A 24,318-nucleotide genomic window follows, 5' to 3' on the forward strand; every position below is an offset into this window, starting at 1 on the left:
GTCATGCCGGGCCCGGAAGCCAGCGGCCCTCTTGCAGGACCGCGGAAAACATAACGGGGTGATCGCGGGGACGTGTCCTGCCTGGCGTGAGCGCGCACCGGCAACCGCCGTCCGCGCTGACCAGGCTCACCGCGGACGAACGCGGCACCGGCGCCGCCCCGTTCTCGCCGACGGCCCGTGCGGGCGCTGGACCGCGGCCTCGGGCACCGCCGATCTGCGCACCGGCCGCCCCATGAACACCACCGACCGCCTGCGCGCCGGCGGCAGCGACCGCGTCGACGCGACGGTCGAGGCCTGCTTGGCGGCCGACCGGCCGCCGACCGCGGACGTGACCTGCGCCGCCTCCGCGCGCTGAGGGGGCCCGCGGGGTCAGGTCCGGCGTGCGTCCCGGGCCAGTGACCTGAACTCCTGCCACCGGACACGGGGCCGGGGCAGTCCGCGTCGGGACAGGTAGCGGTCGGTGGCCCGCCTCGTGGCGCGCAGCACGCTGACCGCGTCGGCCGCCCGGCCCGAACCCATCGGTTCGACCACCTTGGCGGGCACCAGCACCGGGCCCGCGTCGCCCTCCCGCAGTTCGCCGCGTACGAGCGCGTTGTGCATGTGGTTCAGCCGCTCGTCGTGGCGGTGCACGAGGAGGGAGGCGGGTCCCGGTGCCGCCGCGCAGTCGGCGGGCACGTCCACGGCGAAGCCGTCGGCCGTGGGCCGGGGCCGGGTCCGGGCCAGCACCGGCGCCCCGCGGGCGTCGCGGGCGGCGAGCACGGCGGTCGGGAACCGGGCGAGCTGCGCGGCACCCGCCGGCCCGTCGGCCCGCCCCGGTGCCTGTGCCGGTGTCGCTGCCGGTGCCTCGGACGCGGGCAGCTGGGGCCGGACGACGACCTGTCGGGGCGTCACGGTGATCAGCAGCCGCAGGTAGTACCAGTCCATCAGCGGCCGCATCGGCGGCAGGAGGTACGACCTGCTGTGCGGCTGCCGTTCGAACAGCATCCGCCAGTAGTCCTCGGCGCCCCGGGGCCCGGTCATGATCTCGTCGGGGCATTCGGCGAGTCCGCCGACGAAGATCTGCGGGGGCGCCGTACGGCCGCTGCCGGTGGGGTCGGAGAAGAGCAGGGCCACCCGCGGGTCCCGGCGGATGTTCAGCGCCTTCTGCGCGAACGCCAGCGACGTGCTGAGCAGCAGTGTCCCGTCCGGGCGCCGCCACACGGCGGTCGGCCAGGCCAGGGGCGTGCCGTCGCGGCCCAGGGTGGCGAACTCGCAGGTGCGGTAGGCGTCCAGGACGTCGAGCGGAGCGGAGTCGAGTACGGTCACCGGTCTACTCACCGGCCAGCGGTGCGCGCATGGCGCGGCACAGGGCCTCGTACTGGCGACGGCCGACGACCCGCCACAGCAGGCGGCCGACGAGCGGGACCTTGCCGAGGAAGTAGGCGCTCTCCTCGGGTGTCGCCTCCTCCAGTATCGCCCCGAGGGCGACCAGCCGTTTGTTCTTCGGCAGCCCTTCCATGCCGCGCTGTCCGACCAGGTCCCACTCGGCGACGGTCAGATGCTCGGCCACCAGGGGCAGTACGGACCGTTCCTCCTCGTCGAGGTGGGCGAGCAGCGCGGTGCGGTGGGCGTCCAGGGTCAGGGCGAGTTCCTCGCCGGGGATCCGGTCGGCGGACCGCTCCCACACGGGCGCCCACTCGGCCACGGCCGCCAGGGTGCGGTCGATCGCCTCGTGCTGTTCGGTCATCCGCTCCACCAGCGCCTCGTCGTGCGCCGCCCGGGAGCGCAGCAGCGGCCAGATCAGCTCGTCCTCGGCATGGTGATGGTGGTGCAGGCCCGTCATGTAGTCGTCCAGGACCGCGCGGACCCGGGCCGCGCGGGCGGTGTCGCCTTCGGGCACGGTGCGCACCAGGCGGGGCAGGAGTGCCGACTCCCGGCGGAAGACCCGGTGGACCACGACCATTTCGTGGACATGGGGACGCCCGGTGGCGGCCGGGGTGTGGTGGCTGCTGCTGTTGAGGGACACGCTCGCTTGCTCCAACGATCAGATGTCTGTGTCGGCCGCCCAGCGTCCCGTCCCCCTCTTGGCGTCTGCTTGGCGTCCGGCTTGGCGGTGCGCCCGGGCGGTCCGGGACGTGCTGCGTTTATCGTCCGTTGACGGGATCGACGCGGCGCTCGGGTAGATTCCCGCGGCGTGCTGTGTTTGCGAGTCCTGGGCCCTCTGGGCGCCGAAATCGCCGGAAGACCGGTCGAGTTGGGCGCTCCGCGGCAGCGCGCCGTACTGGCGCTGCTGATCGCGGCCCGGGGCGGTGTCGTACCGGTCGAGCGCATGGTGGACGCGCTGTGGCGGGGAGAGCCACCGGCCAAGGCCACCGTGTCCCTGCACGCCTACCTGTCCAACCTGCGCCGGTCCCTGGAGCCCGACCGGCCGCCGCGTGCCCCGGCCACGGTCCTGGTCACCGCCCCGCCCGGCTACGCGCTCCGGCTGGCCGGGGACGCGGTGGACGCCTGGCGGTTCGAGAGCCGGGTCGGGCGGGCCCGCACCGCGCCGGCCGAGGAGGCCCGGCGGCTGCTCGCCGAGGCGCTCGGCTGGTGGCGGGGTCCAGCCTTCGCCGAGCACGCCGACGAGGAGTGGGCCGGTGCCGAGGTGGCCCGGCTGACCGGGTTGCGCGCGGAGGCCCGTGAGCTCGCCGTCGCCGCCGACCTGCGCACCGGCCGTGCGGCGCAGGCCGCGGCCGACGCCGAGTCGCTGGTCCTCGGCAGCCCGCTGCGCGAGGAGGGCTGGCGGCTGCTCGCGCTCGCGCACTGGGCCTGCGACCGGCAGGGAGAGGCGCTCACGGCGCTGCGCCGCGCCACCGCGGTGCTGCGTGACGAACTCGGCTGCGACCCCGGACCGGCCCTGCGGGAGCTGGAGCGGGCCGTGCTCGACGGGCGGCTCGACGTGCTGCGCGCCGCGGTGCCCGAACCGGTCGCCGCCGTGCCCGCGCACGCCGGGCGCGCCCTGTTCGTGGGCCGGGTGACCGAACTGGGCGCGGTGGCGACGGCAGCGGGGGCCGCGCGGCGGGGCGGCGGGATCGTGCTGGTGACGGGCGAGGCCGGGGCGGGCAAGTCCGCGTTCCTCGGCCGGGCGGCGGACCTGCTGCGGCAGTCCGGCTGGCGGGTGGTGATCGGCCGCTGCCCCGAGTACGAGGGTGCACCGCCGGCCTGGGCCTGGGTGGAGGCGCTCGGGGCGCTCGCCCGTGAGGTGCCCCCGGTCCGGCCCGATGAGCTGGCGGTGCTGCTGCCGGAGCCGGAGGGGACGCCTGGGGCCGGGCGCGACGGGATCACCGTCCGTACCGGGGCGCCCGGCCGGGACGAGGCCACCGCCGGCCGGTTCCGCATGCACCGCGCCTTCGCGGCCTGGCTGCGTACCGCTGCCGCGCGGGCGCCCCTCGCCGTCCTGCTGGAGGACCTGCACCGCGCCGACGCCGAGACCCTCGCCCTGGTCGAGGCGGCGGCCGCGGTGACCGGGGTGCCGCTGCTCGTCCTCGCCGGGTACCGGCCCGCCGAGGTCGGCGAGCACCTGCTGAAGACCCTCGCCCAGCTCGCCCCGGCCGCCCCGCACCGGATCGCGCTCGGCGGGCTGCCGCCGCAGGACACCGCCACCCTCGTCGACGCCGTCTGCGGGGCGCCCGTGGATCCGGAGACCGTCGCGGCCCTGGCCGACCGTACCGGCGGCAATCCGTTCTACGTCCTGGAGAGCGCCCGGCTGCTGGCCGACGAGGGCGCGCTGGTGGCGATCTCCGAGGTCCCGCAGGGGGTACGGGACGTGCTGCGCCGGCGCCTCGCCCTGCTGCCGCCCGCCGCCCGGTCCGTCGTCCGGCTCACCGCCGTACTGGGCCTGGAGGCCGAGGTCTCCCTGCTCGTCGACTGCGCCGAGGCGGCGGAGGAGGAGGTCCTGGAAGGGCTCGACGCCGCGCTCGACGCGGACCTGCTGGCCGAACCCCGTGCCGGGCACGTCCGGTTCGTGCACGCCCTGGTCCGCGACACCGTGTACGCCGACCTGTCCGGCGCCCGGCGCTCCCGGCTGCACGCCCGCGTCGCCCGGCTGCTGCGCCACCACCGCCCCGGTGACCTCGCGGCGCTCGCCCACCACTTCGCCCGCTCGGGCAGCGCGTCCGACGCCCCGCTCGCCGTCGACTACGCGCTGCGGGCCGCGGAGGCCGCCGAGCGGCGTTACGCCCATGACGTCGCCGTCGCCCTGATCCAGCAGGCGATCGACACGCACTGCGCGGCGAGCGGCGCCGACACCCCGCCCGACCGGCTGATCGAGCTGCTGGTACGGCTGCTGGGCGCGCAGGTGCGCACCGGGGCCACGGACGCCGCCCGGCGCACCCGGCAGCGCGCCGTGCAGCTGGCCGAACAGGCCGACCGCGGAGACCTGGTAGCGGCCGTCTACGGCGCCTGGACCGAGCCCGCGCCCTGGCGCAGCCGGCTCGAAGGCCCGTACGACCGGACCACCGTGGCCCGGCTCGAACAGCTCGCGGCCGCTCCCGGACCGGACGGCCGGACCCGCGCCCGTGTCCTTCAGGTGCTGGTCGACGCGGTGGCCGCCGACGACGCGTCCCGGGCCGCGCAGGCGGCCCGCGACCAGTTGGCGCTCGCCCGCGCGGACGGTGAACCCCGGCTGCTGGCCGCCGCGTTGATGACCTCGGCGCGGCTGCTGCCGCCCGAGACGCGGGCCGCCGCACGGCCGCCGCTCACCGCCGAACTGCGGGCCCTCGCCCGCGCCCACGACCTGCCCGCCTACCGCTGGGTCTGCGAGCACCTCGACGCGATGACCGCCGGAGCCGGCAACGACCCCGCCGCCGTGCACCGGCACACCACCGAGGGCCTGGCCCTGGCCCGCCGCTACCGGCTGGTGTGGGCGCAGGGGCTCAGTGCGGCGACCCGTGGGATGCTGGCCGCCGTCGGCGGGCGTTTCGAGGCGGCCGAGGCCGACTACGCCGAGGCCGACTCCCTGCTCCAGCGGGTGGGCGCCCACCATGCCACCGGGCTGCGCACACTGGGCCTGATCACCATGCGGCTCGCCCAGGACCGGGCGGCCGAGATCGAGCCGATGGTGCGGGCCGTGTACGAGTCGGCGGGTGGCCCGGTCGCCGTGGCGCAGGCGCTGGTCCTGGCCCGTCTGGGCAGGCTCGACGAGTCCCTGGCCGTACCGGTCGATCCGGAGCCGCGGCGTGACCATCTGCACGGCCTGGAACTCGACTTCCGGGCGCAGCTCGCGGTACTGCACCGGGACCACGGCGCGGCGGCGGCCCTGCTCGGGCATCTGGTCCCGCTGCGCGACCAGCTCGCCGGGGCGGCGGGCGCGGCGTACGCGAGCCGGCCGCTCGCCCACGCCCTCGCCGACCTGTACCGGCTGCTGGGCGAGGACCGGGCGGCGGCCGAGGCCTACGCACTGGCCGGACGCACCGCACAGGTGTGGGGTTCGGCCCACCTCGCCGCGAGCGCCCACCGTGCGGCGACCCGGCTGTCCGAGACCCGAGGCCGCCGGCGCACGTTCACGCCATGACCGGCGCCGCACGCCGACGACGGCCCCCGGCCGACGGCCCACGGGTGGGACGGGGCGCGCGGGACCGTCGTGGTCGGTGCGGCGGGGGTCAGTCGCCGAGGGCCGCGTCGACCACCGCCTTGGCCTCCTCCTGGACCCGGGCGAGGTGCTCGGGGCCCTGGAAGGACTCGGCGTAGATCTTGTACACGTCCTCGGTGCCGGAGGGGCGGGCCGCGAACCAGGCGTTCTCCGTGGTCACCTTGATGCCGCCGATCGCGGCCCCGTTGCCCGGGGCCTCGGTGAGCACCGCGGTGACCGGCTCGCCCGCCAGGGTCTCCGCGGTGACCTGGGCCGGGGAGAGCTTGGCGAGCAGCGCCTTCTCCTCGCGGTTCGCGGGGGCGTCGATGCGGGCGTAGGCGGGTTCGCCGAATCGGGCGGTCAGGTCGGCGTAGTGCTCGGAGGGGGTCCGGTCGGTGACGGCCGTGATCTCGGAGGCGAGCAGGGCGAGCAGGATGCCGTCCTTGTCGGTCGTCCACACCGAGCCGTCCCGGCGCAGGAAGGACGCGCCGGCCGACTCCTCCCCGCCGAACCCGATCGCACCGCTGACCAGTCCGTCGACGAACCACTTGAATCCGACGGGCACTTCGACGAGCCGGCGGCCGAGGTCGGCGGCGACCCGGTCGATCATCGAGGAGGACACGAGCGTCTTGCCGACGCCGGCGTCCGCCGCCCACTGCCCACGGTGGCGGTAGAGGTAGGAGATGGCCACGGCGAGGTAGTGGTTGGGGTTCATCAGACCGGCGTCGCGGGTGACGATGCCGTGCCGGTCCGCGTCGGCGTCGTTGCCGGTGGCCACCCGGTACTGGTCCCGTTTCTCGATCAGCGAGGCCATCGCGTACGGCGAGGAGCAGTCCATCCGGATCTTGCCGTCCCAGTCCAGCGTCATGAACCGCCAGGTGGGGTCGGTGTGCGGGTTGACCACGGTGAGGTCGAGGCCGTGCCGTTCGGCGATCCGGCCCCAGTAGGCGACGGAGGCCCCGCCGAGCGGGTCGGCGCCGATGCGCAGCTCGGAGGCCCGGACCGCGTCGAGGTCGAGGACGCTGGGCAGGTCGTCGACGTAGACGCCCATGAAGTCGTACCGGCCGGTGGTGTCCGCGGCGAGCGCACGCTCGTACGGCACGCGCCGTACGTCCTTCAGGCCGCCCGCGATGATCTGGTTGGCGCGGTCCTGGATCCAGGAGGTGGCGTCGGAGGCGGCGGGGCCGCCGCTGGGCGGGTTGTACTTGAAGCCGCCGTCGGCGGGCGGGTTGTGCGAGGGGGTGACCACGACGCCGTCCGCGAGACCGGTGGTACGGCCCCGGTTGTGGGTGAGGATGGCGTGCGAGACGGCCGGGGTGGGCGTGTAGCCGTCGGCGCTGTCGATCAGGACGGTCACGCCGTTGGCGGCGAACACCTCCAGGGCGGTGACCTTGGCGGGTTCGGACAGGGCGTGGGTGTCGGCGCCCAGGAAGAGGGGTCCGTCGGTGCCCTGGCCGCTCCGGTACTCGCAGATGGCCTGGCTGGTGGCCGCGATGTGGTCCTCGTTGAAGGCGGTCGTCAGCGACGACCCGCGGTGTCCCGAGGTGCCGAACGCCACCCGCTGGGCGGGGTCGGACGGGTCGGGGTGCAGCGCGTAGTAGGCCGTGACCAGCCGGGCCACGTCGACGAGGTCCTCCGGAGCCGCCGGCCGGCCCGCTCGCTCATGCGGCATGAGTCCATTCCTCCGCTGTCGTTGCTCGATCACTCACCGCCCATCTTCCCTTGTCAGCGGCGACACACACGAGTGCGGGGCCGTTTCGGCGCCGGCCGGTGCGCCGAACGCGCGAGGGCCTCCGGACGGTGCCGGAGGCCCTCGCGTCCCGTGGGTCGGTCAGTGCGCGGCGGGCACGGAACGCCGGACGGCCGTGGCCTTCGCGGGCTTCGGGTTGAGCTGCCGCTCGGCCAGCTCGCCGAACAGCAGGCCGAATCCGCTCCACAGCACCACCTGGATGGCGAGCGCCGAGAGCCGGAACCGCCACAGCAGGGTGGCCGGGAAGTCCTTCGGGACCTCGTTGACCACCGGCAGGAACTGGTACGCGAGCCCGATCACGACGGCGAACGCGGTCACCGCGGCCACGGTCGCCCACCAGGTGCCGAGGCTCGCCCGCAGGCGCTTGCCGAGGAGGGTGGCGGCGACCGCCAGCAACACGCTGAGCAGCATCATCAGGAAGTACAGCGTGGTGCGCTTGCCGATGGTGTCCGCTGCGCCCACCGACGGCGGGTTGGCCGGGTACTTCAGGAACGGCACCACGTACACGGTGAGCAGCGCGCAGCCGGACAGCAGCAGGGCGGTCGCCCGCGGACCGAACCGGCCGACGCGGCCGAGGGCGAAGCAGTAGGCGAGGGCCGCGATGCCGCCGAAGGCGACCCCGTACACCAGGACACCGGTGGCGAGGCCCGCGGTGGACTGGAGGGAGCGGGAGACGACGGCCATCTCGTGCTCGTGCGCGTGGGCGTCCTCGAAGCTGATCGCCTTGTCGACGTCGGGCTCGCCGAGGAGGTAGGCGACCACCAGGGCGAGCAGGCCGGCGGCGAGACCGGCGAGCATGCCCCGCACCAGGAGGTTTCGTACCGTTGCGGAATTCATGGGTTGAACGGCGTCCCTCGCGTCAGTGGCAGGGGAAGCCGAGCAGGTGGCGGGCGTCGTGCACCCACTCGTGGACGTCCGTGCCGCTGAACACGGAGGTGGCGCCCTGCTCGGCGCCGACGAAGTAGAGCAGGACCAGCATCAGGATGCCGAAGAAGACCGCCCAGGGGGCTATCGCGGACAGCGGCAGCTTGGCGGGGACGACGGGGGTGGTGGCGGTCGGCTGGGCGACGGTCTGCGCCATGGCAGAACCTCCTCTGGGAGTTCGCGTCCCATCTCGGTGGTGCACAGGACGACAGCCACGGGTCTGACTCGCAAGGGCCCGAGAGCTCTTGCATACAGTGGCGCGACCGTGCCGGATTCCCACCGGCTTCCGTCTCGCCGTCGTCGATACCGGACAGACCGTACCGCGTGCCGGAGGTCCGGCCAAGACCGCCTCACCGGGCGTGATCTTCCTCTCGCGCCCGGTGCGCGGTGGACGGGCGGGACCGGCCGCCGCCCGCCGCGGTCCCGTCGGCGGCCTTTCAGGGCCGGGCCAGGCCCAGTTCGCGGGCGCCGAGCGGCGCGAAGAAGCGGTCGACGTCGGCCTCGGCGACCTCGTCGAGGGTGGCCGGGGACCAGCGGGGGGCGCGGTCCTTGTCGACGACCTGGGCGCGAATGCCCTCCACCAGGTCAGGGGTGGTCAGGGTGGCGCAGGAGACGCGGTACTCCTGGTCCAGCACCTGCTCCAGGGTGTCCAGTCGCCGGGCGCCGCGAACTGCCCGGAGGGTGACCTTGAGGGCCGTCGGGGACCTGCCGAGCAGGGTGTGCGCCGTCTCCTTCGCCGTCGCGTCGCCGTGTGCGAGCAGCCGGCGGACAATCTCCTCGACGGTGTCGGCGGCGTAGCAGGCGTCGATCCAGCTCCGGTGACCGGCCAGTTCCCCTTCGGTCGCGGGCCGTGCGTGGCGGGCGACCGCCTCGGGGACGGGCAGTTCGGCGAGGTCGGCGACGAACGCCCGGAGCGCGCCGGACGGCAGGTGGTGGTCGGCGAGTCCGCACAGCACGGCGTCGGCGGCGCCGATCCCGGCCCCGGTCAGGGCGAGATGGGTGCCCAGTTCGCCGGGGGCCCGGCTGAGCAGGTACGTGCCGCCCACGTCGGGGACGAAGCCGATGCCGGTCTCCGGCATGGCGATCCGGGACCGCTCCGTGACGATCCGGACCCCGCCGTGCGCGGAGATCCCCACCCCGCCGCCCATGACGATGCCGTCCATGACGGCGACGTACGGCTTGGGGTAGCGGGCGATCCGGGCGTTGAGGTGGTACTCGTCGCGCCAGAACGCGGCCGCGGCGGTGCCGTCGCCGTCGTGGGCGTCGTCGTGGACGGCGCGGATGTCGCCGCCCGCGCACAGGCCGCGCTCCCCCGCCCCGGTGATGACGACGGTCTCGACGGCGGGGTCGTGCTCCCAGTCCGTCAGGGCCTCGGCGATGCGCTCCACCATGGGGTGCGACAGCGCGTTGATGGCCTTCGGCCGGTTCAGGGTGATGTGCGCGGCCCGTCCCTCGACGCGCAGCAGGACGGGTGCTTCGGCGCCGGTCATCCGGACACCCCGGTCAGGTCACGGGCCACGTCGACACGCATGCTGTCGTCGGTTCCTTCCAGGAGCTGGACACGTCGGACACGGACGATCATCTCGCGCCGTGTCCCACCGCACGACGGCAGCCCCCGCTCCGCCGCACGGTCAGGGCCTGTTCCGGGCCGCGTCGGCGGTGAACCCGGGTGGAGGCGGTGGGAGTCGGGCGCCGGTGGGGGCGGCAGCGCAGACGTAGGCGTCCGGGCGCAGGGCGACGGTGGTGTCGCGGTGGGCGGCCGGCCAGGCCAGCAGGACGTCGTCCAGCCGGGCCTGGGTGAACCGGCAGGGAACTCTTGGTCATGGGTTCGCCTGGACGGCCGTTCGAGTGCGGAGGGCTGCCTACCATGAGGCGATCACGAACGGTACGAAACCCGGGAGCTCGGGATGGTGTTGTCCGGCCTCACACGGAGGTCGTCGCGTCCCTGGGCGGTCGTCGGTGTCACCGTCGCGTGCCTGACGGCCGGGGTACTCGCGCTCACGCACGGCTCACGCCCGGCGCACGCCGACCCGTCCGCGCTGCCGCACACCTCCGTGGAGGTGTCCGCCAGCCGTTGCGGACGCGGGTGGACCACGCCGGTCTCCGGTGTGCAGGTCTTCGACCTGCACAACCCGACCGACGGTGCCGCCGAGGTCCTCCTGGAGGACCCGAGGAGCCAGGCCGTCTACGGCGAGGTCGAGGGCATCGGACCCGGCACCACCCGGGAACTCACCGTGCGCCTGGGCACCGGCGCGTACGCGTTCAAGTGCGTGCCCGACGACACCGACGCCGTCACCGGCCCCACCGTGCACATCAGCGGGGGCCGCAGCGGACCGGCCGCCGCCCCGGTGACCGAGCACGACCTGATCCCGCCGGCGCTCGCCTACCAGAAGTGGGTCGGCACCGGCCTGTCGGAGGTCGTGCGGCTGACCACGGGGCTGCGGGACGCGGTCGACCGCGGTGACCTGGCCGCCGCCCGCACCGCCTGGCTGCCCGCGCACCTGCAGTACGAGCGGATGGGCGCCGCGTACGACGCCTTCGGCGAGGCGGACCGGGCGATCAACGGAACGGACGCGGGGCTGCGCGGCGGGGTGCACGACAAGGACTTCACCGGCTTCCACCGGGTCGAGTACGGCCTGTGGCACGGCGAGTCCGCCACCGGGCTGCGGGCTCCGGCGGCCGCCCTGCTGAAGTCGGTCACCGCGCTGCGCGACGACTGGGCGGGGACCCGCATGGACCCGGCCCAGCTGGGGCTGCGGGCGCACGAGATCCTGGAGAACACGGTGCAGTTCGAGCTGACCGGCCGGACCGACTACGGCAGCGGCAGCAACCTCGCCACCGCCCGCGCCAACCTGGACGGCACCGAACAGGTGCTGGCCCGGCTGCGTCCGGTGCTGGCCGGCCGGTACGCCGGTCTGTCCGGTCTGCGGAGCGCGGTGGAGCGGGCCGGCCGGACGCTCGACGGGTTCGGGCACGACGGCACCTGGACCCCGCTGGGCAGGCTGAGCCGTCGGCAGCGCGAGAACGTCGACGCGGTCCTCGGCGACCTGGTGGAGCGGCTGGCCTCGGTGGCCACCCTGTGCGATCCCCGGAGGACGGTGTGAGCACCGAGGAGAGGACGGGCCCGAGCGGACTCGGCCGCCGCGGTTTCCTGCGCGGAGCGGCCCTCACGGGGGCGGGGCTGGCGGCCGGAGGCGCCGCGGCCCCTGCCTCGGACACCGCCGCCTCCGCCACCCCGGCCACCACCGCCGTCGCGCCCTTCCACGGCCCCCGCCAGCAGTCCGTGACCGCCGCGCCCCGGCGCACGACCGTGTTCACGTCCTTCGACGTCACCGCCGAGGGCCGGGCCGACCTCGCCGACCTGCTGCGCACGCTCACCGACCGGGCCCGCTTCCTGACCTCGGGCGGCACCCCGGACCCGGTCGGCATCACCGCCCCGCCCGCCGACTCGGGCGTCCTCGGCGGCCGGCTTCCGTCCGGAGCCCTGGCGGTGACCGTCGGCGTCGGCGCCTCGCTCTTCGACGACCGGTTCGGCCTGGGCACGCTGAGGCCGCGTCGGCTGACGACGATGCCCGCCTTCCCGGACGACGACCTCAGGCCCGAGTGGTGCCACGGCGACGTCAGCCTGCAACTGCACGCCGACGACACCGACACGGTGCTGCACGCGTTGCGGGACATCGCCCGGCACACCCGTGGTGGCATGCAGGTCCGCTGGCGGCTGGACGGCTTCTCCGGCCCGCCCCGGCCGTCCGGCACCCCGCGCAACCTGTTCGGTTTCAAGGACGGCATCGCGAACCCCGAGACCACCAGTGCCCGTGAGATGGACCGGCTGGTGTGGGTGGGCAGGGGCACGGGCGAGCCGGAGTGGACGGCCGGCGGCAGCTACCAGGTGGTGCGGCTGATCCGGATGCTCGTGGAGTTCTGGGACCGGGTCTCGCTCAGCGAGCAGGAGCGGATGTTCGGCCGCTCCCGCGAGTCGGGGGCGCCCCTGGACGGTGACGCCGAGCACGACATCCCGAAGTACGCCGACGACCCCAAGGGCGACGTCATCCCGCTGGACGCGCACATCCGGCTGGCCAACCCGCGCACCCCGGCCACCGCCGACCAGCGGATCCTGCGCCGGGCCTACAACTACGACCGGGGCATGGACGGCAACGGCAATCTCGACATGGGCCTGCTGTTCAGCTGCTACCAGCAGGACCCGGCCCGGCAGTTCGAGGCCGTGCAGAAACGGCTCGCCGGGGAACCCCTGGCCGACTACGTCTCACCGTTCGGCGGCGGCTACTTCTTCGCGCTGCCCGGCGTGCGGGACACCGCCGACTGGTACGGACGCACGCTCCTGACCTGAATCGGTCAACACGCGGTCAAGACTTGACCCAGCATCCCTGACCCGGTGTTCACTCGGCCGCCATCATGACTCCGCCGCGACGCCCGGCAACGGGCGAAGCATCCCTGCTCGTACGACGCAGTGACGTTCATGCCCGGAGGGTGAACCAGCATGGCCAGCACAGGAAGACGAACGGCGATCAGGAGCCTCGGGGCTCTCGCGGGGGCCGCCGCGCTCACGGTCCTCGGTGGTACCGCGCCCAGCTGGGCCGCCGTACCCGCCGGACACCGGGGCGGGCCGTCCACCACGACGCCCGTCAAGCACGTGGTCGTGCTGTTCGACGAGAACATCTCGTTCGACCACTACTTCGCGACCTACCCGAAGGCCGCGAACACCGACGGGACGAAGTTCACGGCGGCGAAGAACACCCCGAAGGACGTCGACACCCTCGCGCACGCCGGGCTGCTGACGAAGAACCCGAACCAGTACCTGCCCAAGCGGCTCACCCCGGCGCAGGCGATGACCTGCGACCAGAACCACTCCTACGGTCCCGAGCAACTGGCCTACGACGGCGGCAGGGCCGACCGGTTCGTGCAGAACACCGAGGTCGACAAGTGCTCCGGCGGCCTGTTCGGCGAGCCCGGCCTGGTGATGGACTACTACGACGGCAACACCGTCACCGGGCTGTGGAACTACGCCCAGCACTACGCCCTCAACGACCGCTCGTACAGCTCGGTCTACGGCCCGTCCACGCCCGGCGCGCTCAACCTGGTGTCGGGTCAGACGCACGGCGCGGTCTCCGTGGACCCGGTCACCGGCAAGCAGACCTCGACCCCGGACTCGTACGCCATCGCGTCCCCGAACGCCAAGGGGGTCGGCACCGTCGTCAACGACCCCGACCCGGCCTTCGACGACTGCTCCGACAAGGACCACACCAGCACCAGCGCGCTGGCGGCGCTGCAGGGCAGGAACATCGGCGACCTGCTCAACACCAAGAAGGTGACCTGGGGCTGGTTCCAGGGCGGCTTCCGTCCGTCCACCGCCTACGACGGCACGTCCGGCTCCCACGCCAAGTGCGACACCACGCACACCAACGTGGGCGGCGCCTCCGTGGTCGACTACAGCCCGCACCACAACCCGTTCTCGTACTACAGGTCGACGGCGAACCCGCACCACGTGGCGCCGAAGAACGTGGACGAGATCGGCCACAACGGCCGGGCGAACCACAACTACGACCTGACCGACTTCACCGCGGTCGCCAAGGCGGGCAAGCTCCCCGCCGTCAGCTTCCTCAAGGCCGGTGAGTACCAGGACGGCCACGCCGGCTACTCCGACCCGACCGACGAGCAGCACTTCCTCGTCAACGAGATCAACACCATCCAGAGCTCGCCGCAGTGGAAGTCCACCGCGATCATCGTCGCCTACGACGACTCCGACGGCTGGTACGACCACGCCTACGTCAAGCCCCGCAACGGCTCCAAGGACACCACGGTCGGCTCCAACGGCAAGGCCCTCGACAGCGCGGCCTGCCAGTCCGGCCCGGCCGCGTCCGGCGGCTACGCCGACCGCTGCGGACCCGGCACCCGGCAGCCGCTGCTGGTCATCTCGCCCTACAGCAGGGTGAACAAGGTCGACCACACCCTGACCGACCAGGCCTCGATCACCCGGTTCATCGAGGACAACTGGCGCACCGGCCGGATCGGCGACCACTCCTTCGACGCCACGGCGGGCTCGCTGAACGGCATGTTCGACTTCAGGCACCCGAACGACAAGCAGGTGCTGCTGAAGTCCGACGGCTCGATCAGGTCCGTCGGCCCGATCCGGCCCGTGGCTGCGGTCAGCACGCGGATCACTCCCGGCCCGGCGATGGTGAACACCGCCGCCACCACCGGATCGGGCGAGTTCCCGACGCTTCCGGTGAGCCTCGGTGCGGGCGCCCTGGTGGCCGCGGGTGCCACGGGCACCTACCTGACGCTGCGCCGCAAGCAGCGCACCACCGCCTGACGCCCACCGCGCCCTGACCCGCTCGGCACGGTCCGCCTCCCCGGACCGTGCCGAGCGGCGTTTCCACCCGCCGGGGTGTGCGCACCCCCGGAGCCGGCGCCCGCGGTGTGCCGTGCCCCGGGTGGGCCCTCCCTCCGGGTGTGCGGTTGTCGTCCGCCGTGCGGCACGGGATGCTGAGGGGGCACGGAGGGAAGCGGTGCCATGGATCGTTTTCCGCATGCTGCCGACGTCGACTTCCACAGCCCCCTGGACCTTTCCAAGGCCGCCGCCGCGGTGCTGGACCCCGAAGGCCGCGTCTGCGGGTGGGGTGTCTCGGCGGAGCGTCTGCTCGGCCACGCGCCCGAGGACGTGCTCGGCCGGCCGGCCGAGCGGTTGCTGGCGGCGCCCGGACAGCGGGTGTCGCCGCTCTGCCGGGCGGACAGACCACGCAGCACCGTCCTGGACCTCTGCCACCGGGACGGCCACACCCTGCGCGCGGCCGTGACGTTCAGCCCGCTGTCGCACGGGGGCGCCGCCGCGACCGTCGTGGTCGCCGCCGAGCTGGAGGCGCTGCGCGCCTGGGAGGCGCAGCTGGCCCTGTTGCAGGGGCTGACGACCGAGTCGTCCGTGGGGCTGACCATCTTCGACACGGACATGAAGGTCGTCTGGGGGAACGCCTCCACCGACCAGGAGCTCGCCGGGGTCGCCCAGTACGTCGGACGGCCCGCCGCCGATCTGTTTCCCGAGGGCGAGTTCATCTCCCGCCACCACCCTCCGGACGAGGACCAGGTGATGGAGCACGTGCTGACGACGGGCGAACCGATCCTCGGCATGCACTACCGCGGGCGCGCCCCCGCCGACCCGGTCCGTGAGCACGTCTGGTCCTGTTCGTACCACCGGCTGGTGGACGCGCGGGGCGAGCCGCTCGGGCTGTTCGAGGAGTCCCTGGACATCACCGACCGCTATCGCGCCCAGGAGCGGCTGTCCCTGCTCGTCCGGGCGGGCAAGCGGATCGGTGCCTCGCTCGACGTGCGCCGCACGGCCGCGGAGCTGGCCGACGTGGCGGTGCCGCAGCTCGCCGACGAGGTGCTGGTGGATCTGCCGCCCGCGGTCATCGAGGGACGGCAGCCGCCGACGGGCTCCGCGCCGGGGCACAGCATGCTGCGGATGCACGGCCGGACCCCGGAGGAGTTCCGGACCAGCCCCGTCTCCTATCCGCCCACGTCACCGCAGGCGCAGAGCCTGGCCACCAGCCGCCCCGTCCTGGACGCCGGCCCGGCGGGGGACGCGCCCGGCACCCGGCGGACCAGCCTCTACGTCCCGTTGCTCGCCCGGGACGCGGTCCTCGGCCTCGCCACCTTCCGGCGCAGCAGCAACCCCGACCCGTTCGGGCCCGAGGAGCAGACCCTCGCGGTGGAGCTGGCCGAGCGGGCGGCCGTCGGCATCGACAACGCCCGCCGTTACACCAGCCAGCACGCGGCGGCCCTGGTACTGCAGCGCAGCCTGCTGCCGCAGCGGCTGCCCGAGCAGAGCGCGGTCGACGTGGCGTACCGCTATCTGCCCGCCGACAGCCGGGTGGGCGTGGGCGGTGACTGGTTCGACCTGATCCCGCTGTCGGGGGCCCGGGTGGGGCTGACCGTGGGGGACGTGGTGGGCCACGGGGTGCACGCGGCGGCGACCATGGGCCGGCTGCGTGCCACCGTGCGGACGCTGGCCCTGCTGGACCTGGACCCGGCCGAGCTGCTCACCCGCCTGGACGGTCTGGTCTCCCTGGACTCGGAGCCGCACGGGGACGACGGACTGGGCGACGAGGCGCTCGGGGTGACCTGTCTGTACGCGATCTACGACCCGGTGAGCGGCCGGTGCGTCTGGGCGAGCGCGGGCCACCCGCCGCCGGTGGTGGCGGACGCGAACGGCTCGGTGGCGCTGTCCGCGCTGGCTCCCGGGCCGCCCCTGGGCCTGGGCAGCCTGCCCTACGAGAACGTCGAGCTGAGCCTGTCCAACGGCAGCGTGGTGGCGTTGTTCACCGACGGGGTCGTGGAGGACCGGCGCACCGACATCGACAGCGGTATCGACCGGCTCGCCCATGTGCTCACCTGGCAGCGCTGCCCGCTGGAGGAGCTGTGCGACCGGGTGCTGTCGACGCTGCCGCCGGGGCCGCAGGCGGACGACGCCACCCTGCTGCTCTTCCGGACCCGGCGGCTGAACGCCGGCCAGGTGGCGGACCTGGAGCTGCCCCCGGACCCGGTGATGGTGGCCCGGGCCCGCACGGACACCGAACGCCAGCTGGACAGCTGGGGCCTGTCCGACCTGGCGTTCACCGCGGAACTCGTGGTGAGCGAGCTGGTCACCAACAGCATCCGGTACGCCGACGGGCCCGTCGTACTGCGGCTGATCAAGGACCGTTCCCTGTTGTGCGAGGTCTCCGACAACGCGCACACGGCCCCGCACCTGCGCCGGGCGCGCCGGGACGACGAAGGCGGCCGGGGCCTGTTCCTGGTCGCCCAGGTGTCGCAGCGCTGGGGCACCCGGTACACCTCGTCGGGGAAGACCATCTGGGCCGAGCTGGCCCTTCCCTGACGGCTCCGGCGGCGGGCGGGACGGCCGCGGACCGGCGGCCGTCCCGCTTCGGTCAGCCGTCGATGCGGTGGGTGGTCCAGAAGGACGTCAGGTCGGTGCTGGTGGCCGCCTGCGCCGCGGCCTTGAACTCGGCGGTGGTCGAGACGCCGTACCAGTGCGAACTCGCGTAGCTCTTCAGGAGGTTGGTCATGGCGGTGTCACCGATCAGGCGGCGCAGGTCGTGCAGGGCGCACTTGCCGTAGCCGTAGACGACGGTGGAGTAGCGGGAGGAGTGGGCGTCCCAGTACGCCATCGAGTTGGTGATCTTCTCCGCGGACGAGGCCCAGGAGACGTTGTTCCAGCAGTTGGTGCCGGTCAGTCCCTGTGCCAGGTCGGTGGCGTAGTCGGTGAACGCCTCGTCCAGCCAGGGGCTGTTGTACTCGTCGTCGCCGACGATCCCGTACCACCACTGGTGGCCGATCTCGTGGGTGAGCGCGGTGGTGCTGACCAGGTCGAGGACGAAGCCCGGGTACTCCATGCCGCCGAACCAGAAGTTGTTGTCGATGACCGCGTCCAGCTCGCCGTACGGGTAGGCCCCGAAACGGCCGGCGTGGGCGTCGACGGCCGACTTGGCGGTGCTGAGCATCGACTGGGCGCTGGAGGAACTGATGCCCGAGACGGAGTAGATGTTGATCGGGACGCCGCCGGGCGAGGTGCCGGAGATCTTGCTGAACGGACCGGCCGCCCAGGCGAAGTCACGGACCTTGGCGGCGGTCGCGGTGGTGACGGTACGGCCGCTGGTGCCGGGGGTGTCGACCGAGGTGCCGGTGGCCGGGACGAGCAGGCTGCTGGGGTGGTCCAGGGTCACCTTGAAGTCGGCGGCCAGCGAGTAGAAGGACTCGCCGTTGTTGGTGTACGGGTCCAGGTGCCAGCCCGATCCGTCCCGGATGGCGAGGACCGGCAGCGCGTTGCCGATCATGCTGAACGCGCCGTCGTAGCCGAAGCGGTCGGCGCCGCTGGGGACGGTGATGCCGAGGTCGAAGCCGATCGTGGTGCTCTGGCCCTGGGCCAGCGGGGTCGGCAGGGCGACCTCCAGCGCCGTGCAGGCGACCGAGAGCGCGCCGACGGTGCCGCCGGTGAGGTTGCTGACGGTGATCGGCGGGGCCGAGCAGGTGCCGTGGTAGTTGTCCCACAGTCTGAGGTAGATCTCGCTGAGCGCGGTCGACGAGGCGTTGGTGAAGGTCACACTCTCGTGGCCGGTCCAGCCGGTTCCGGTGGAGTTGCTGGTCAGGCTGACGGTGTAGGTCGGCGCGGCCGGGGTGCGGGTGGTGTCGCCCGGGGTGGTGGCGGCCGAGGTGTCCAGGGCGACGTCGTCGAGGACGAAGCTGGTCTGGAGGCTGGAGTCCTCGGTGCCGGTGAAGGCCACGGTGACGGTCTGGCCGGCGAACGCGGAGACGTCGAAGGACTTCTTCACGTACCCGGTGTTCTTGTCCAGGTTGGAGTAGCTCGCCAGCGTGGTGCCGCCGATCTTCGCGGTGAGTTTGTCGTACGCCGTCGAGGACGTCGTCTCGGCGGTGTCGACGTGCAGCCAGAAGGTCAGGGTGGCGGCGCACCCGGCCGGGACGGTGACGCTCTGCGAGAGCGTGTCGGTGTGGGTGGTGCCGGTGCCGTCCAGCCAGGCGAAGCCGCTGCCGCCGTGGGCGGACTGGCCGGAGCGGCTGGTGATCACACCGGTCGAGGACTGCGTCCAGGGGGACGTGCCGTTCTCGAAGCCGCCGTTGCCGATCAGCTGGGCGGGGGCGCAGGCCGTGGGCTCGGCGGCCGTCGCCGTGGTGCCGGGGAGCAGGGCCGCGACGACTGCCGCGACGGCCAGCGCGCTGGTGACGATGGCCTTGTGGGGGGTCGGTCTCACACGAACTCCTTTACGCCGGCCGGGATTCCGGCCTGCTCGGAGACCGCCCGTCCGGCAGGGGTGCGCCGGGGAGCGGTCACGGGTCACGTGGTGCGAGTCCGAAGCCTGACAGAATTGACCAGGGCATGTCACTAGTCCGCCTGGCCGGGCATTCCGGGAACCCCGGACACACGGGCGCCCGGGCCGGCCGCCGAGGGCCGGCCCGGGCGTCGTACGCCGGGCGCTACCGGGGGATCAGACCAGGTCGAAACGGTCCGCGTTCGCGACCTTCGTCCAGGCGGCGACGAAGTCCCGCACGAACTTCTCCTTGGCGTCGTCGCTCGCGTACACCTCGGCGACGGCGCGCAGCTCGGAGTTGGAGCCGAAGACCAGGTCCGCACGGGTGCCGGTCCACTTGACCGCGCCGGTGGCGAGGTCACGGCCCTCGAAGGTGGTCTGGTCCTCGGAGGTGGACTTCCACTCCGTGCCGTAGTCGAGCAGGTTGACGAAGAAGTCGTTCGTCAGCACGCCCGGGGTCTCGGTGAACACACCGTGCTTCGACTGGCCGTGGTTGGCGCCGAGCACGCGCAGCCCGCCGACCAGGACGGTCAGCTCGGGGGCGCTGAGGCCGAGCAGGTTGGCGCGGTCGAGGAGCAGGTACTCGGCCGGCAGCCGGTTGCCCTTGCCGAGGTAGTTGCGGAAGCCGTCGGCCGTCGGCTCCAGGGCCGCGAAGGACTCGGCGTCCGTGTGCTCCTCGGTGGCGTCGACCCGGCCCGGGGCGAAGGGCACCTCGATGTCGACACCGGCGTCCTTGGCGGCCTTCTCCACGGCGGCGGCACCGCCGAGGACGATCAGGTCGGCCAGGGAGACCTTCTTGGCGCCGGTGTTGAAGTCGCGCTGGACGCCTTCCAGGACGCGCAGCACCTGGGCGAGCTGGTCGGGGTCGTTGACCTCCCAGCCGCGCTGCGGCTCCAGGCGGATACGGGCGCCGTTGGCACCGCCGCGCTTGTCGCTGCCCCGGTACGTCGAGGCCGACGCCCAGGCGGTGGAGACCAGCTGCGAGACGGTCAGACCCGAGTCGAGGAGCTTCGCCTTGAGCGCGGCGACGTCGGCGGCGTCGATGGCCTCGCCCTCGGCCTCGGGCAGCGGGTCCTGCCACAGCAGGGTCTCCGCCGGGACCTCGGGGCCGAGGTACAGGGACTTCGGGCCCAGGTCACGGTGGGTGAGCTTGTACCAGGCGCGGGCGAACGCGTCCGCGAACTCCTCCGGGTTCTCGTGGAACCGGCGGGCGATGGGCTCGTAGATCGGGTCGAAGCGCAGCGACAGGTCGGTGGTGAGCATCGTGGGCAGACGCTTCTTCGACGGGTCGTGCGCGTCCGGGACGATCGCCTCGGCGTCCTTGGCGACCCACTGCTTGGCGCCGGCCGGGGACTCGGTCAGCTCCCACTCGTAGCCGAAGAGGATGCCGAAGAAGTCGTTGCTCCACTGGGTGGGCTTGGTGGTCCAGGTGACCTCCAGGCCGCTGGTGATCGCGTCGCCGGCCTTGCCGGTGCCGTAGGTGGACTTCCAGCCCAGGCCCTGCTGCTCGATCGGCGCGCCCTCGGGCTCGGCGCCCACGTGGTCGGCGGGGCCGGCGCCGTGCGTCTTGCCGAAGGTGTGGCCGCCGGCGATGAGGGCGACGGTCTCCTCGTCGTTCATCGCCATCCGGCGGAACGTCTCACGGATGTCGCGGGCCGCGGCGATCGGGTCCGGGTTGCCGTTGGGGCCCTCCGGGTTGACGTAGATCAGACCCATCTGAACGGCGCCGAGCGGGCTCTCCAGGTCGCGGTCGCCGGTGTAGCGCTGGTCGTCGAGCCAGACCTTCTCGGGGCCCCAGTAGACGTCGTCCTCGGGCTCCCAGACGTCCTCGCGGCCGCCGCCGAAGCCGAAGGTCTTGAAGCCCATGGTCTCCAGGGCCACGTTGCCGGTGAGGATCATGAGGTCGGCCCAGGAGATGGACTGGCCGTACTTCTTCTTGACCGGCCACAGCAGACGGCGGGCCTTGTCCAGGTTGACGTTGTCCGGCCAGCTGTTGAGCGGGGCGAAGCGCTGCTGGCCGGCGCCGGCGCCGCCGCGGCCGTCGGAGATGCGGTAGGTGCCCGCGCTGTGCCACGCCATCCGGATCATCAGCGGGCCGTAGTTGCCGAAGTCGGCCGGCCACCAGTCCTGGGAGTTGGTCAGCACCTCGGCGATGTCCCGCTTCACGGCCGCGAGGTCGAGGGCCTGGAACGCCGCGGCGTAGTCGAAGCCCTTGTCCAGGGGGTTCACGACGTCGGAGTTCTTGGCGAGGATCTTCAGGTTGAGCCCTTCGGGCCACCACTGGCGATTGCCGCCGCCCTGGGTGGGGTGCGGGGCGCGGTCATGCGCGACCGGGCACTTGCCCGCGGCGTTCTCCTGGGTCTCGGACATGGGGGAAATCCTTCCGGAAGGGCGGATCAACGTACTCAGGAACTGACGGTGGAACAGGCGGGGCACAGGCCCCAGTAGATGACCTCGGCCTCGTCGATCGCGAAGCCGCGGTCGTCCGAAGCGGTCAGGCACGGCGCCTCGCCGACCGCGCAGTCCACGTCGGCGACGGCACCGCACGACCGGCACAGGACGTGGTGGTGGTTGTCGCCGACGCGTCCCTCGAACCGGGCCGGGCTGCCGGCCGGTTCGATGCGCCGTATGAGTCCGGCCGTGGTGAGCGCGTGCAGCGCGTCGTACACGGCTTGGAGCGATATGTGGCCCACCCTGTCGCGGACGCCCGAGGCGATGGCCTCGACGTCGAGGTGGTCGCCGTGCCGGACGGTCTCCAGCAGCGCGACGCGGGCGGCCGTCACCCGCAGGCCGGCACCGCGCAGTTCTTCGGCGGTCGTCGGGGGCTGGGATGCGGTCATGGCGACTACCTAACCTCAAAAACACGAATGATTCAAGAAAACAATCCACTCAAGTCTGGTGACGAACCGGCCAACGGCCACCGCCCGAACCTCCGCCACCCGGCTTTGCCGTCTCTTTACAACCCGCCCGGCGTCCGGGTCGTCTCTCCGCTCGATTCCGTCACACAGCCCGCGCCGACCGGTGCGGGCCCACGAAAGAGAGCGTCCTCATGCGCCGAACCGTCCTGAGCGCCACGGCCCTGGCCTGCACCGCCGTGCTGGGCACCACCGTGCCCGCGTTCGCCGCCGCCACCGCCCCGAGCCCGGTCGCCAGCGCCGCGCCGACCACCGCTCCCTCCCCCGTCCCGTCCGAGGCCGGGTCCACCGAGCCCACCCGGGCGGCGACCCCCGTCCCGACCCGTGACGCCCGTCACCTGCCGGGCCGTGGCTCGCGTCAGGTCTCCACGGTGCCGCAGGGTGCCCCCGACACCGGCGTGACGCAGTCCTCCTCCGGCTCCGGCTCGGACGGTGCGCTGATCGGCACGGGGGCGGGCGCCGTCGTGCTCGCCGCGGGCGCCGCGGTGTTCGTCGTCCGCCGCCGCCGGGCGACCGGGGCATGACCCCGCTCTCCAGGCGCGCCCTGCTCACCGCCGCGACGGCCTCGCTGCTGGCGGGCTGCGCCGGGCAGACGCCGCACCGGGAGGCCACCACGGTCTCCCGGCAGCAGCCGCCCGCACCGGCCACGGCCGCCGGCTCCGCCTCGCCCGCCCCGCTCGGCCGTTCCGTACCGGTCCGGCTGCGGGTCCCGGCGATCGGGGTGGACACCCCGCTGCTGCGGCTGGGCCTGGCCGCCGACGGCACGGTGCAGGTGCCGCCGGTCACCGCGCACGACCGGGCGGGCTGGTACCGCTACTCCCCCACCCCGGGGCAGGTCGGCCCGTCGGTGATCCTCGGCCACGTCACGGTCGGCTCCTACGGGGACGGCGTCTTCCGCCGCCTCGCCGAGCTGCGCCGGGGCGAGCAGATCGTGACGCGCCTGGAGAACGGCAGATCGGCGGTGTTCACCGTCCGCGAGGTGCGGACGGTCGCGAAGGCGCGGTTCCCCACGCGAGAGGTGTACGGGGACGTGGACCGCCCGGAGCTGCGGCTGATCACCTGCGGCGGCCAGCGCACCGGGAACGGCTATCTCGACAACGTGATCGTCTTCGCGGCCCTGACCCGCACGACACCCTGAACCCGCCGGCACGGATGCGGGACCGGTGGAACGTACGCCACCGGTCCCGCATCCTCCCCGGCGCACCCCTTCGACCCTGGAGAACGTTGAAACGGTCCCGTGACACGGCGGCCTCCGAGCTGTTCGCCGCCCTGTACCCGCGCCTGGCCGGCTGGTGCCGCCGTCTCGTCGACGACGACGAGACGGCGCACGAGATCGCCTCGGAGGCGTTCACCCGGCTGTGGGCCCGGTGGACGAAGGTGGAGGAGCCCCGTGGTTTCCTCTACGTCACCGCGGCCAACCTCGTCCGGGACCACTGGCGCAAGCTGGAGCGCGAGCGGCGCACGGTGCGCCGCGTCGGCTCCGAGGCCGCGACCCGCCCGCACGCCGAGCAGACGGACCCCTCGGTACGGCTGCTGGTGCAGTCGCTGCCGGAGCGGCTGCGGGTGCCGATCCTGCTGCACTATTACGCCGACATGCCGATCCGGGAGGTGTCCGAGCTGACCGGGCGCAAGGAAGGAACCGTCAAGGCCGATCTGCACGCGGCCCGAGAACTGCTCCGCGGCCATCTGAGGAGAAGCCTTGACCACACGCTTTGACGACGAGCCGGAGTTCGGCGGCCCGGACGATCCGCTCACCGTCATCCTGCGGCCGCCGGCCGCCCACCTGGGGCCCCCGCCCGGCCGTTACGAGGAGATCCGGCGCGCCGCGGGCCGCCGCCGGCTGGTGCGTACGGCTGCCGGAGCCGGGGTGACCTGCGCCGTCGCCGCCTTCGTCGCCATGTCGCTGCATCTGGGGGCACCCGCGGCGCCGACGACGCCCCGCGACCCGCTCGCGCCCCCGGACGTCAGCCCGACCGCCCCGCGGCAACCGCGGACCTCGCCGACTCCGGTCGCCCCCCGGCCGAGCCCGAGCGTCGCGCCGACGCGCGGCCGCACCCCGCCGGAACCCACGCCCACCCGGCCGACGCGGGACGACGTCACGGGGTCGCCCGCGTCCGGACGGTCCGCGAACCCGACGGCGCTCCGGGGCACACCGTCCGAGAGCCGGCCGAGCGCGGTCGCCACGCCGGGCCGCTCGTAGCGGCGTCAACGCGGCGACGGGCGGGTCACACGTTCGTGCCCGAGGGTTTCGGCGCGTCGTCGGCGGCGCGAAGGCGCGGGCCACGGCGTCGCGCCGGGCGG

At 73.5% G+C, this 24,318-nt stretch carries 19 protein-coding genes and 1 riboswitch; of the genes, 10 read left to right on the forward strand and 9 right to left on the reverse strand.

Annotation, left to right across the window (positions count from 1 at the left end; translation table 11 throughout):
* The first annotated feature begins 232 nt into the window (after positions 1-232).
* Complete coding sequence (locus AB0958_RS13740) at positions 233-355, forward strand: hypothetical protein (RefSeq protein WP_366890589.1); 123 nt, start codon at positions 233-235, stop codon at positions 353-355.
* Between the two features lie 14 nt (positions 356-369).
* Here the strand turns inward: AB0958_RS13740 and AB0958_RS13745 are convergent, their stop codons facing one another.
* Both AB0958_RS13745 and AB0958_RS13750 read right to left on the reverse strand, forming a co-directional pair.
* The gene (locus tag AB0958_RS13745) at positions 370-1,305 is read right to left on the reverse strand and encodes a pyridoxamine 5'-phosphate oxidase family protein (protein ID WP_366890590.1); all 936 of its coding nucleotides are present in this window, start codon (positions 1,303-1,305) and stop codon (positions 370-372) included.
* Between the two features lie 4 nt (positions 1,306-1,309).
* The gene (locus AB0958_RS13750; RefSeq protein ID WP_366890592.1) at positions 1,310-2,005 is read right to left on the reverse strand and encodes a hemerythrin domain-containing protein; all 696 of its coding nucleotides are present in this window, start codon (positions 2,003-2,005) and stop codon (positions 1,310-1,312) included.
* A gap of 228 nt (positions 2,006-2,233) precedes the next feature.
* Here AB0958_RS13750 and AB0958_RS13755 point away from each other — a divergent pair, with 228 nt between their 5' ends.
* Positions 2,234-5,533: a BTAD domain-containing putative transcriptional regulator gene (locus tag AB0958_RS13755; RefSeq protein WP_366890593.1), complete on the forward strand. Its 3,300-nt coding sequence runs from the start codon at positions 2,234-2,236 to the stop codon at positions 5,531-5,533.
* Positions 5,534-5,621: 88 nt separating this feature from the next.
* Here AB0958_RS13755 and pgm read toward each other — a convergent pair whose 3' ends face one another.
* The 4 genes from pgm to AB0958_RS13775 all read right to left on the reverse strand — a co-directional run bounded on the left by pgm (position 5,622) and on the right by AB0958_RS13775 (position 9,754).
* Positions 5,622-7,262 carry a phosphoglucomutase (alpha-D-glucose-1,6-bisphosphate-dependent) gene (gene pgm, locus AB0958_RS13760; RefSeq protein ID WP_366890594.1) on the reverse strand — a complete coding sequence of 547 codons (1,641 nt, stop codon included), beginning with the start codon at positions 7,260-7,262 and terminating at the stop codon, positions 5,622-5,624.
* A 159-nt stretch (positions 7,263-7,421) separates the two neighbouring features.
* The gene (locus tag AB0958_RS13765; protein ID WP_366890595.1) at positions 7,422-8,177 is read right to left on the reverse strand and encodes a CbtA family protein; all 756 of its coding nucleotides are present in this window, start codon (positions 8,175-8,177) and stop codon (positions 7,422-7,424) included.
* A gap of 22 nt (positions 8,178-8,199) precedes the next feature.
* Entirely contained in the window at positions 8,200-8,421 is a 222-nt protein-coding gene (locus tag AB0958_RS13770) for a CbtB-domain containing protein (RefSeq protein WP_046732744.1), read from the reverse strand.
* A gap of 36 nt (positions 8,422-8,457) precedes the next feature.
* Positions 8,458-8,598, reverse strand: a riboswitch (cobalamin riboswitch).
* A 103-nt stretch (positions 8,599-8,701) separates the two neighbouring features.
* A complete protein-coding gene (locus AB0958_RS13775) occupies positions 8,702-9,754 on the reverse strand; it encodes an enoyl-CoA hydratase/isomerase family protein (RefSeq protein WP_366890596.1) in 1,053 nt (350 codons plus the stop codon).
* A gap of 417 nt (positions 9,755-10,171) precedes the next feature.
* Here AB0958_RS13775 and AB0958_RS13780 point away from each other — a divergent pair, with 417 nt between their 5' ends.
* The 4 genes from AB0958_RS13780 to AB0958_RS13795 all read left to right on the forward strand — a co-directional run bounded on the left by AB0958_RS13780 (position 10,172) and on the right by AB0958_RS13795 (position 17,154).
* Positions 10,172-11,368 carry an EfeM/EfeO family lipoprotein gene (locus tag AB0958_RS13780; protein ID WP_366890597.1) on the forward strand — a complete coding sequence of 399 codons (1,197 nt, stop codon included), beginning with the start codon at positions 10,172-10,174 and terminating at the stop codon, positions 11,366-11,368.
* On the forward strand, positions 11,365-12,612 hold the full coding sequence (efeB, locus tag AB0958_RS13785; RefSeq protein WP_366890598.1) for an iron uptake transporter deferrochelatase/peroxidase subunit: 1,248 nt from the start codon (positions 11,365-11,367) through the stop codon (positions 12,610-12,612). Before AB0958_RS13780 ends, efeB begins: the two co-directional genes overlap by 4 nt.
* Positions 12,613-12,762: 150 nt before the next feature.
* Entirely contained in the window at positions 12,763-14,595 is a 1,833-nt protein-coding gene (locus AB0958_RS13790) for an alkaline phosphatase family protein (protein WP_366890599.1), read from the forward strand.
* A gap of 201 nt (positions 14,596-14,796) precedes the next feature.
* Positions 14,797-17,154, forward strand: a complete 2,358-nt coding sequence (locus tag AB0958_RS13795; protein ID WP_366890600.1) for a SpoIIE family protein phosphatase — start codon at positions 14,797-14,799, stop codon at positions 17,152-17,154.
* Positions 17,155-17,206: 52 nt separating this feature from the next.
* Here AB0958_RS13795 and AB0958_RS13800 read toward each other — a convergent pair whose 3' ends face one another.
* The 3 genes from AB0958_RS13800 to AB0958_RS13810 all read right to left on the reverse strand — a co-directional run bounded on the left by AB0958_RS13800 (position 17,207) and on the right by AB0958_RS13810 (position 21,942).
* On the reverse strand, positions 17,207-19,045 hold the full coding sequence (locus AB0958_RS13800) for a M1 family aminopeptidase (protein WP_366890601.1): 1,839 nt from the start codon (positions 19,043-19,045) through the stop codon (positions 17,207-17,209).
* Between the two features lie 234 nt (positions 19,046-19,279).
* Positions 19,280-21,472: a catalase/peroxidase HPI gene (katG, locus tag AB0958_RS13805; protein WP_366890602.1), complete on the reverse strand. Its 2,193-nt coding sequence runs from the start codon at positions 21,470-21,472 to the stop codon at positions 19,280-19,282.
* Positions 21,473-21,507: 35 nt separating this feature from the next.
* Positions 21,508-21,942: a Fur family transcriptional regulator gene (locus tag AB0958_RS13810; protein WP_366890604.1), complete on the reverse strand. Its 435-nt coding sequence runs from the start codon at positions 21,940-21,942 to the stop codon at positions 21,508-21,510.
* A 209-nt stretch (positions 21,943-22,151) separates the two neighbouring features.
* On the opposite strand from AB0958_RS13810, the gene AB0958_RS13815 reads away from it, so the two are divergent.
* The 4 genes from AB0958_RS13815 (at position 22,152) to AB0958_RS13830 (ending at position 24,217) form a co-directional block, all read left to right on the forward strand.
* A complete protein-coding gene (locus AB0958_RS13815; protein WP_366890606.1) occupies positions 22,152-22,541 on the forward strand; it encodes a sortase-dependent protein in 390 nt (129 codons plus the stop codon).
* A complete protein-coding gene (locus AB0958_RS13820; RefSeq protein WP_366890607.1) occupies positions 22,538-23,155 on the forward strand; it encodes a class F sortase in 618 nt (205 codons plus the stop codon). Before AB0958_RS13815 ends, AB0958_RS13820 begins: the two co-directional genes overlap by 4 nt.
* An 86-nt stretch (positions 23,156-23,241) precedes the next feature.
* Positions 23,242-23,733, forward strand: a complete 492-nt coding sequence (locus AB0958_RS13825) for an RNA polymerase sigma factor (RefSeq protein WP_366890609.1) — start codon at positions 23,242-23,244, stop codon at positions 23,731-23,733.
* Positions 23,717-24,217: a hypothetical protein gene (locus AB0958_RS13830; RefSeq protein ID WP_366890610.1), complete on the forward strand. Its 501-nt coding sequence runs from the start codon at positions 23,717-23,719 to the stop codon at positions 24,215-24,217. Before AB0958_RS13825 ends, AB0958_RS13830 begins: the two co-directional genes overlap by 17 nt.
* Positions 24,218-24,318: the final 101 nt, after the last annotated feature.

The sequence above is a fragment of the Streptomyces sp. NPDC006655 genome (genome assembly GCF_040703965.1).
In the GTDB taxonomy this organism is placed as follows: domain Bacteria; phylum Actinomycetota; class Actinomycetes; order Streptomycetales; family Streptomycetaceae; genus Streptomyces.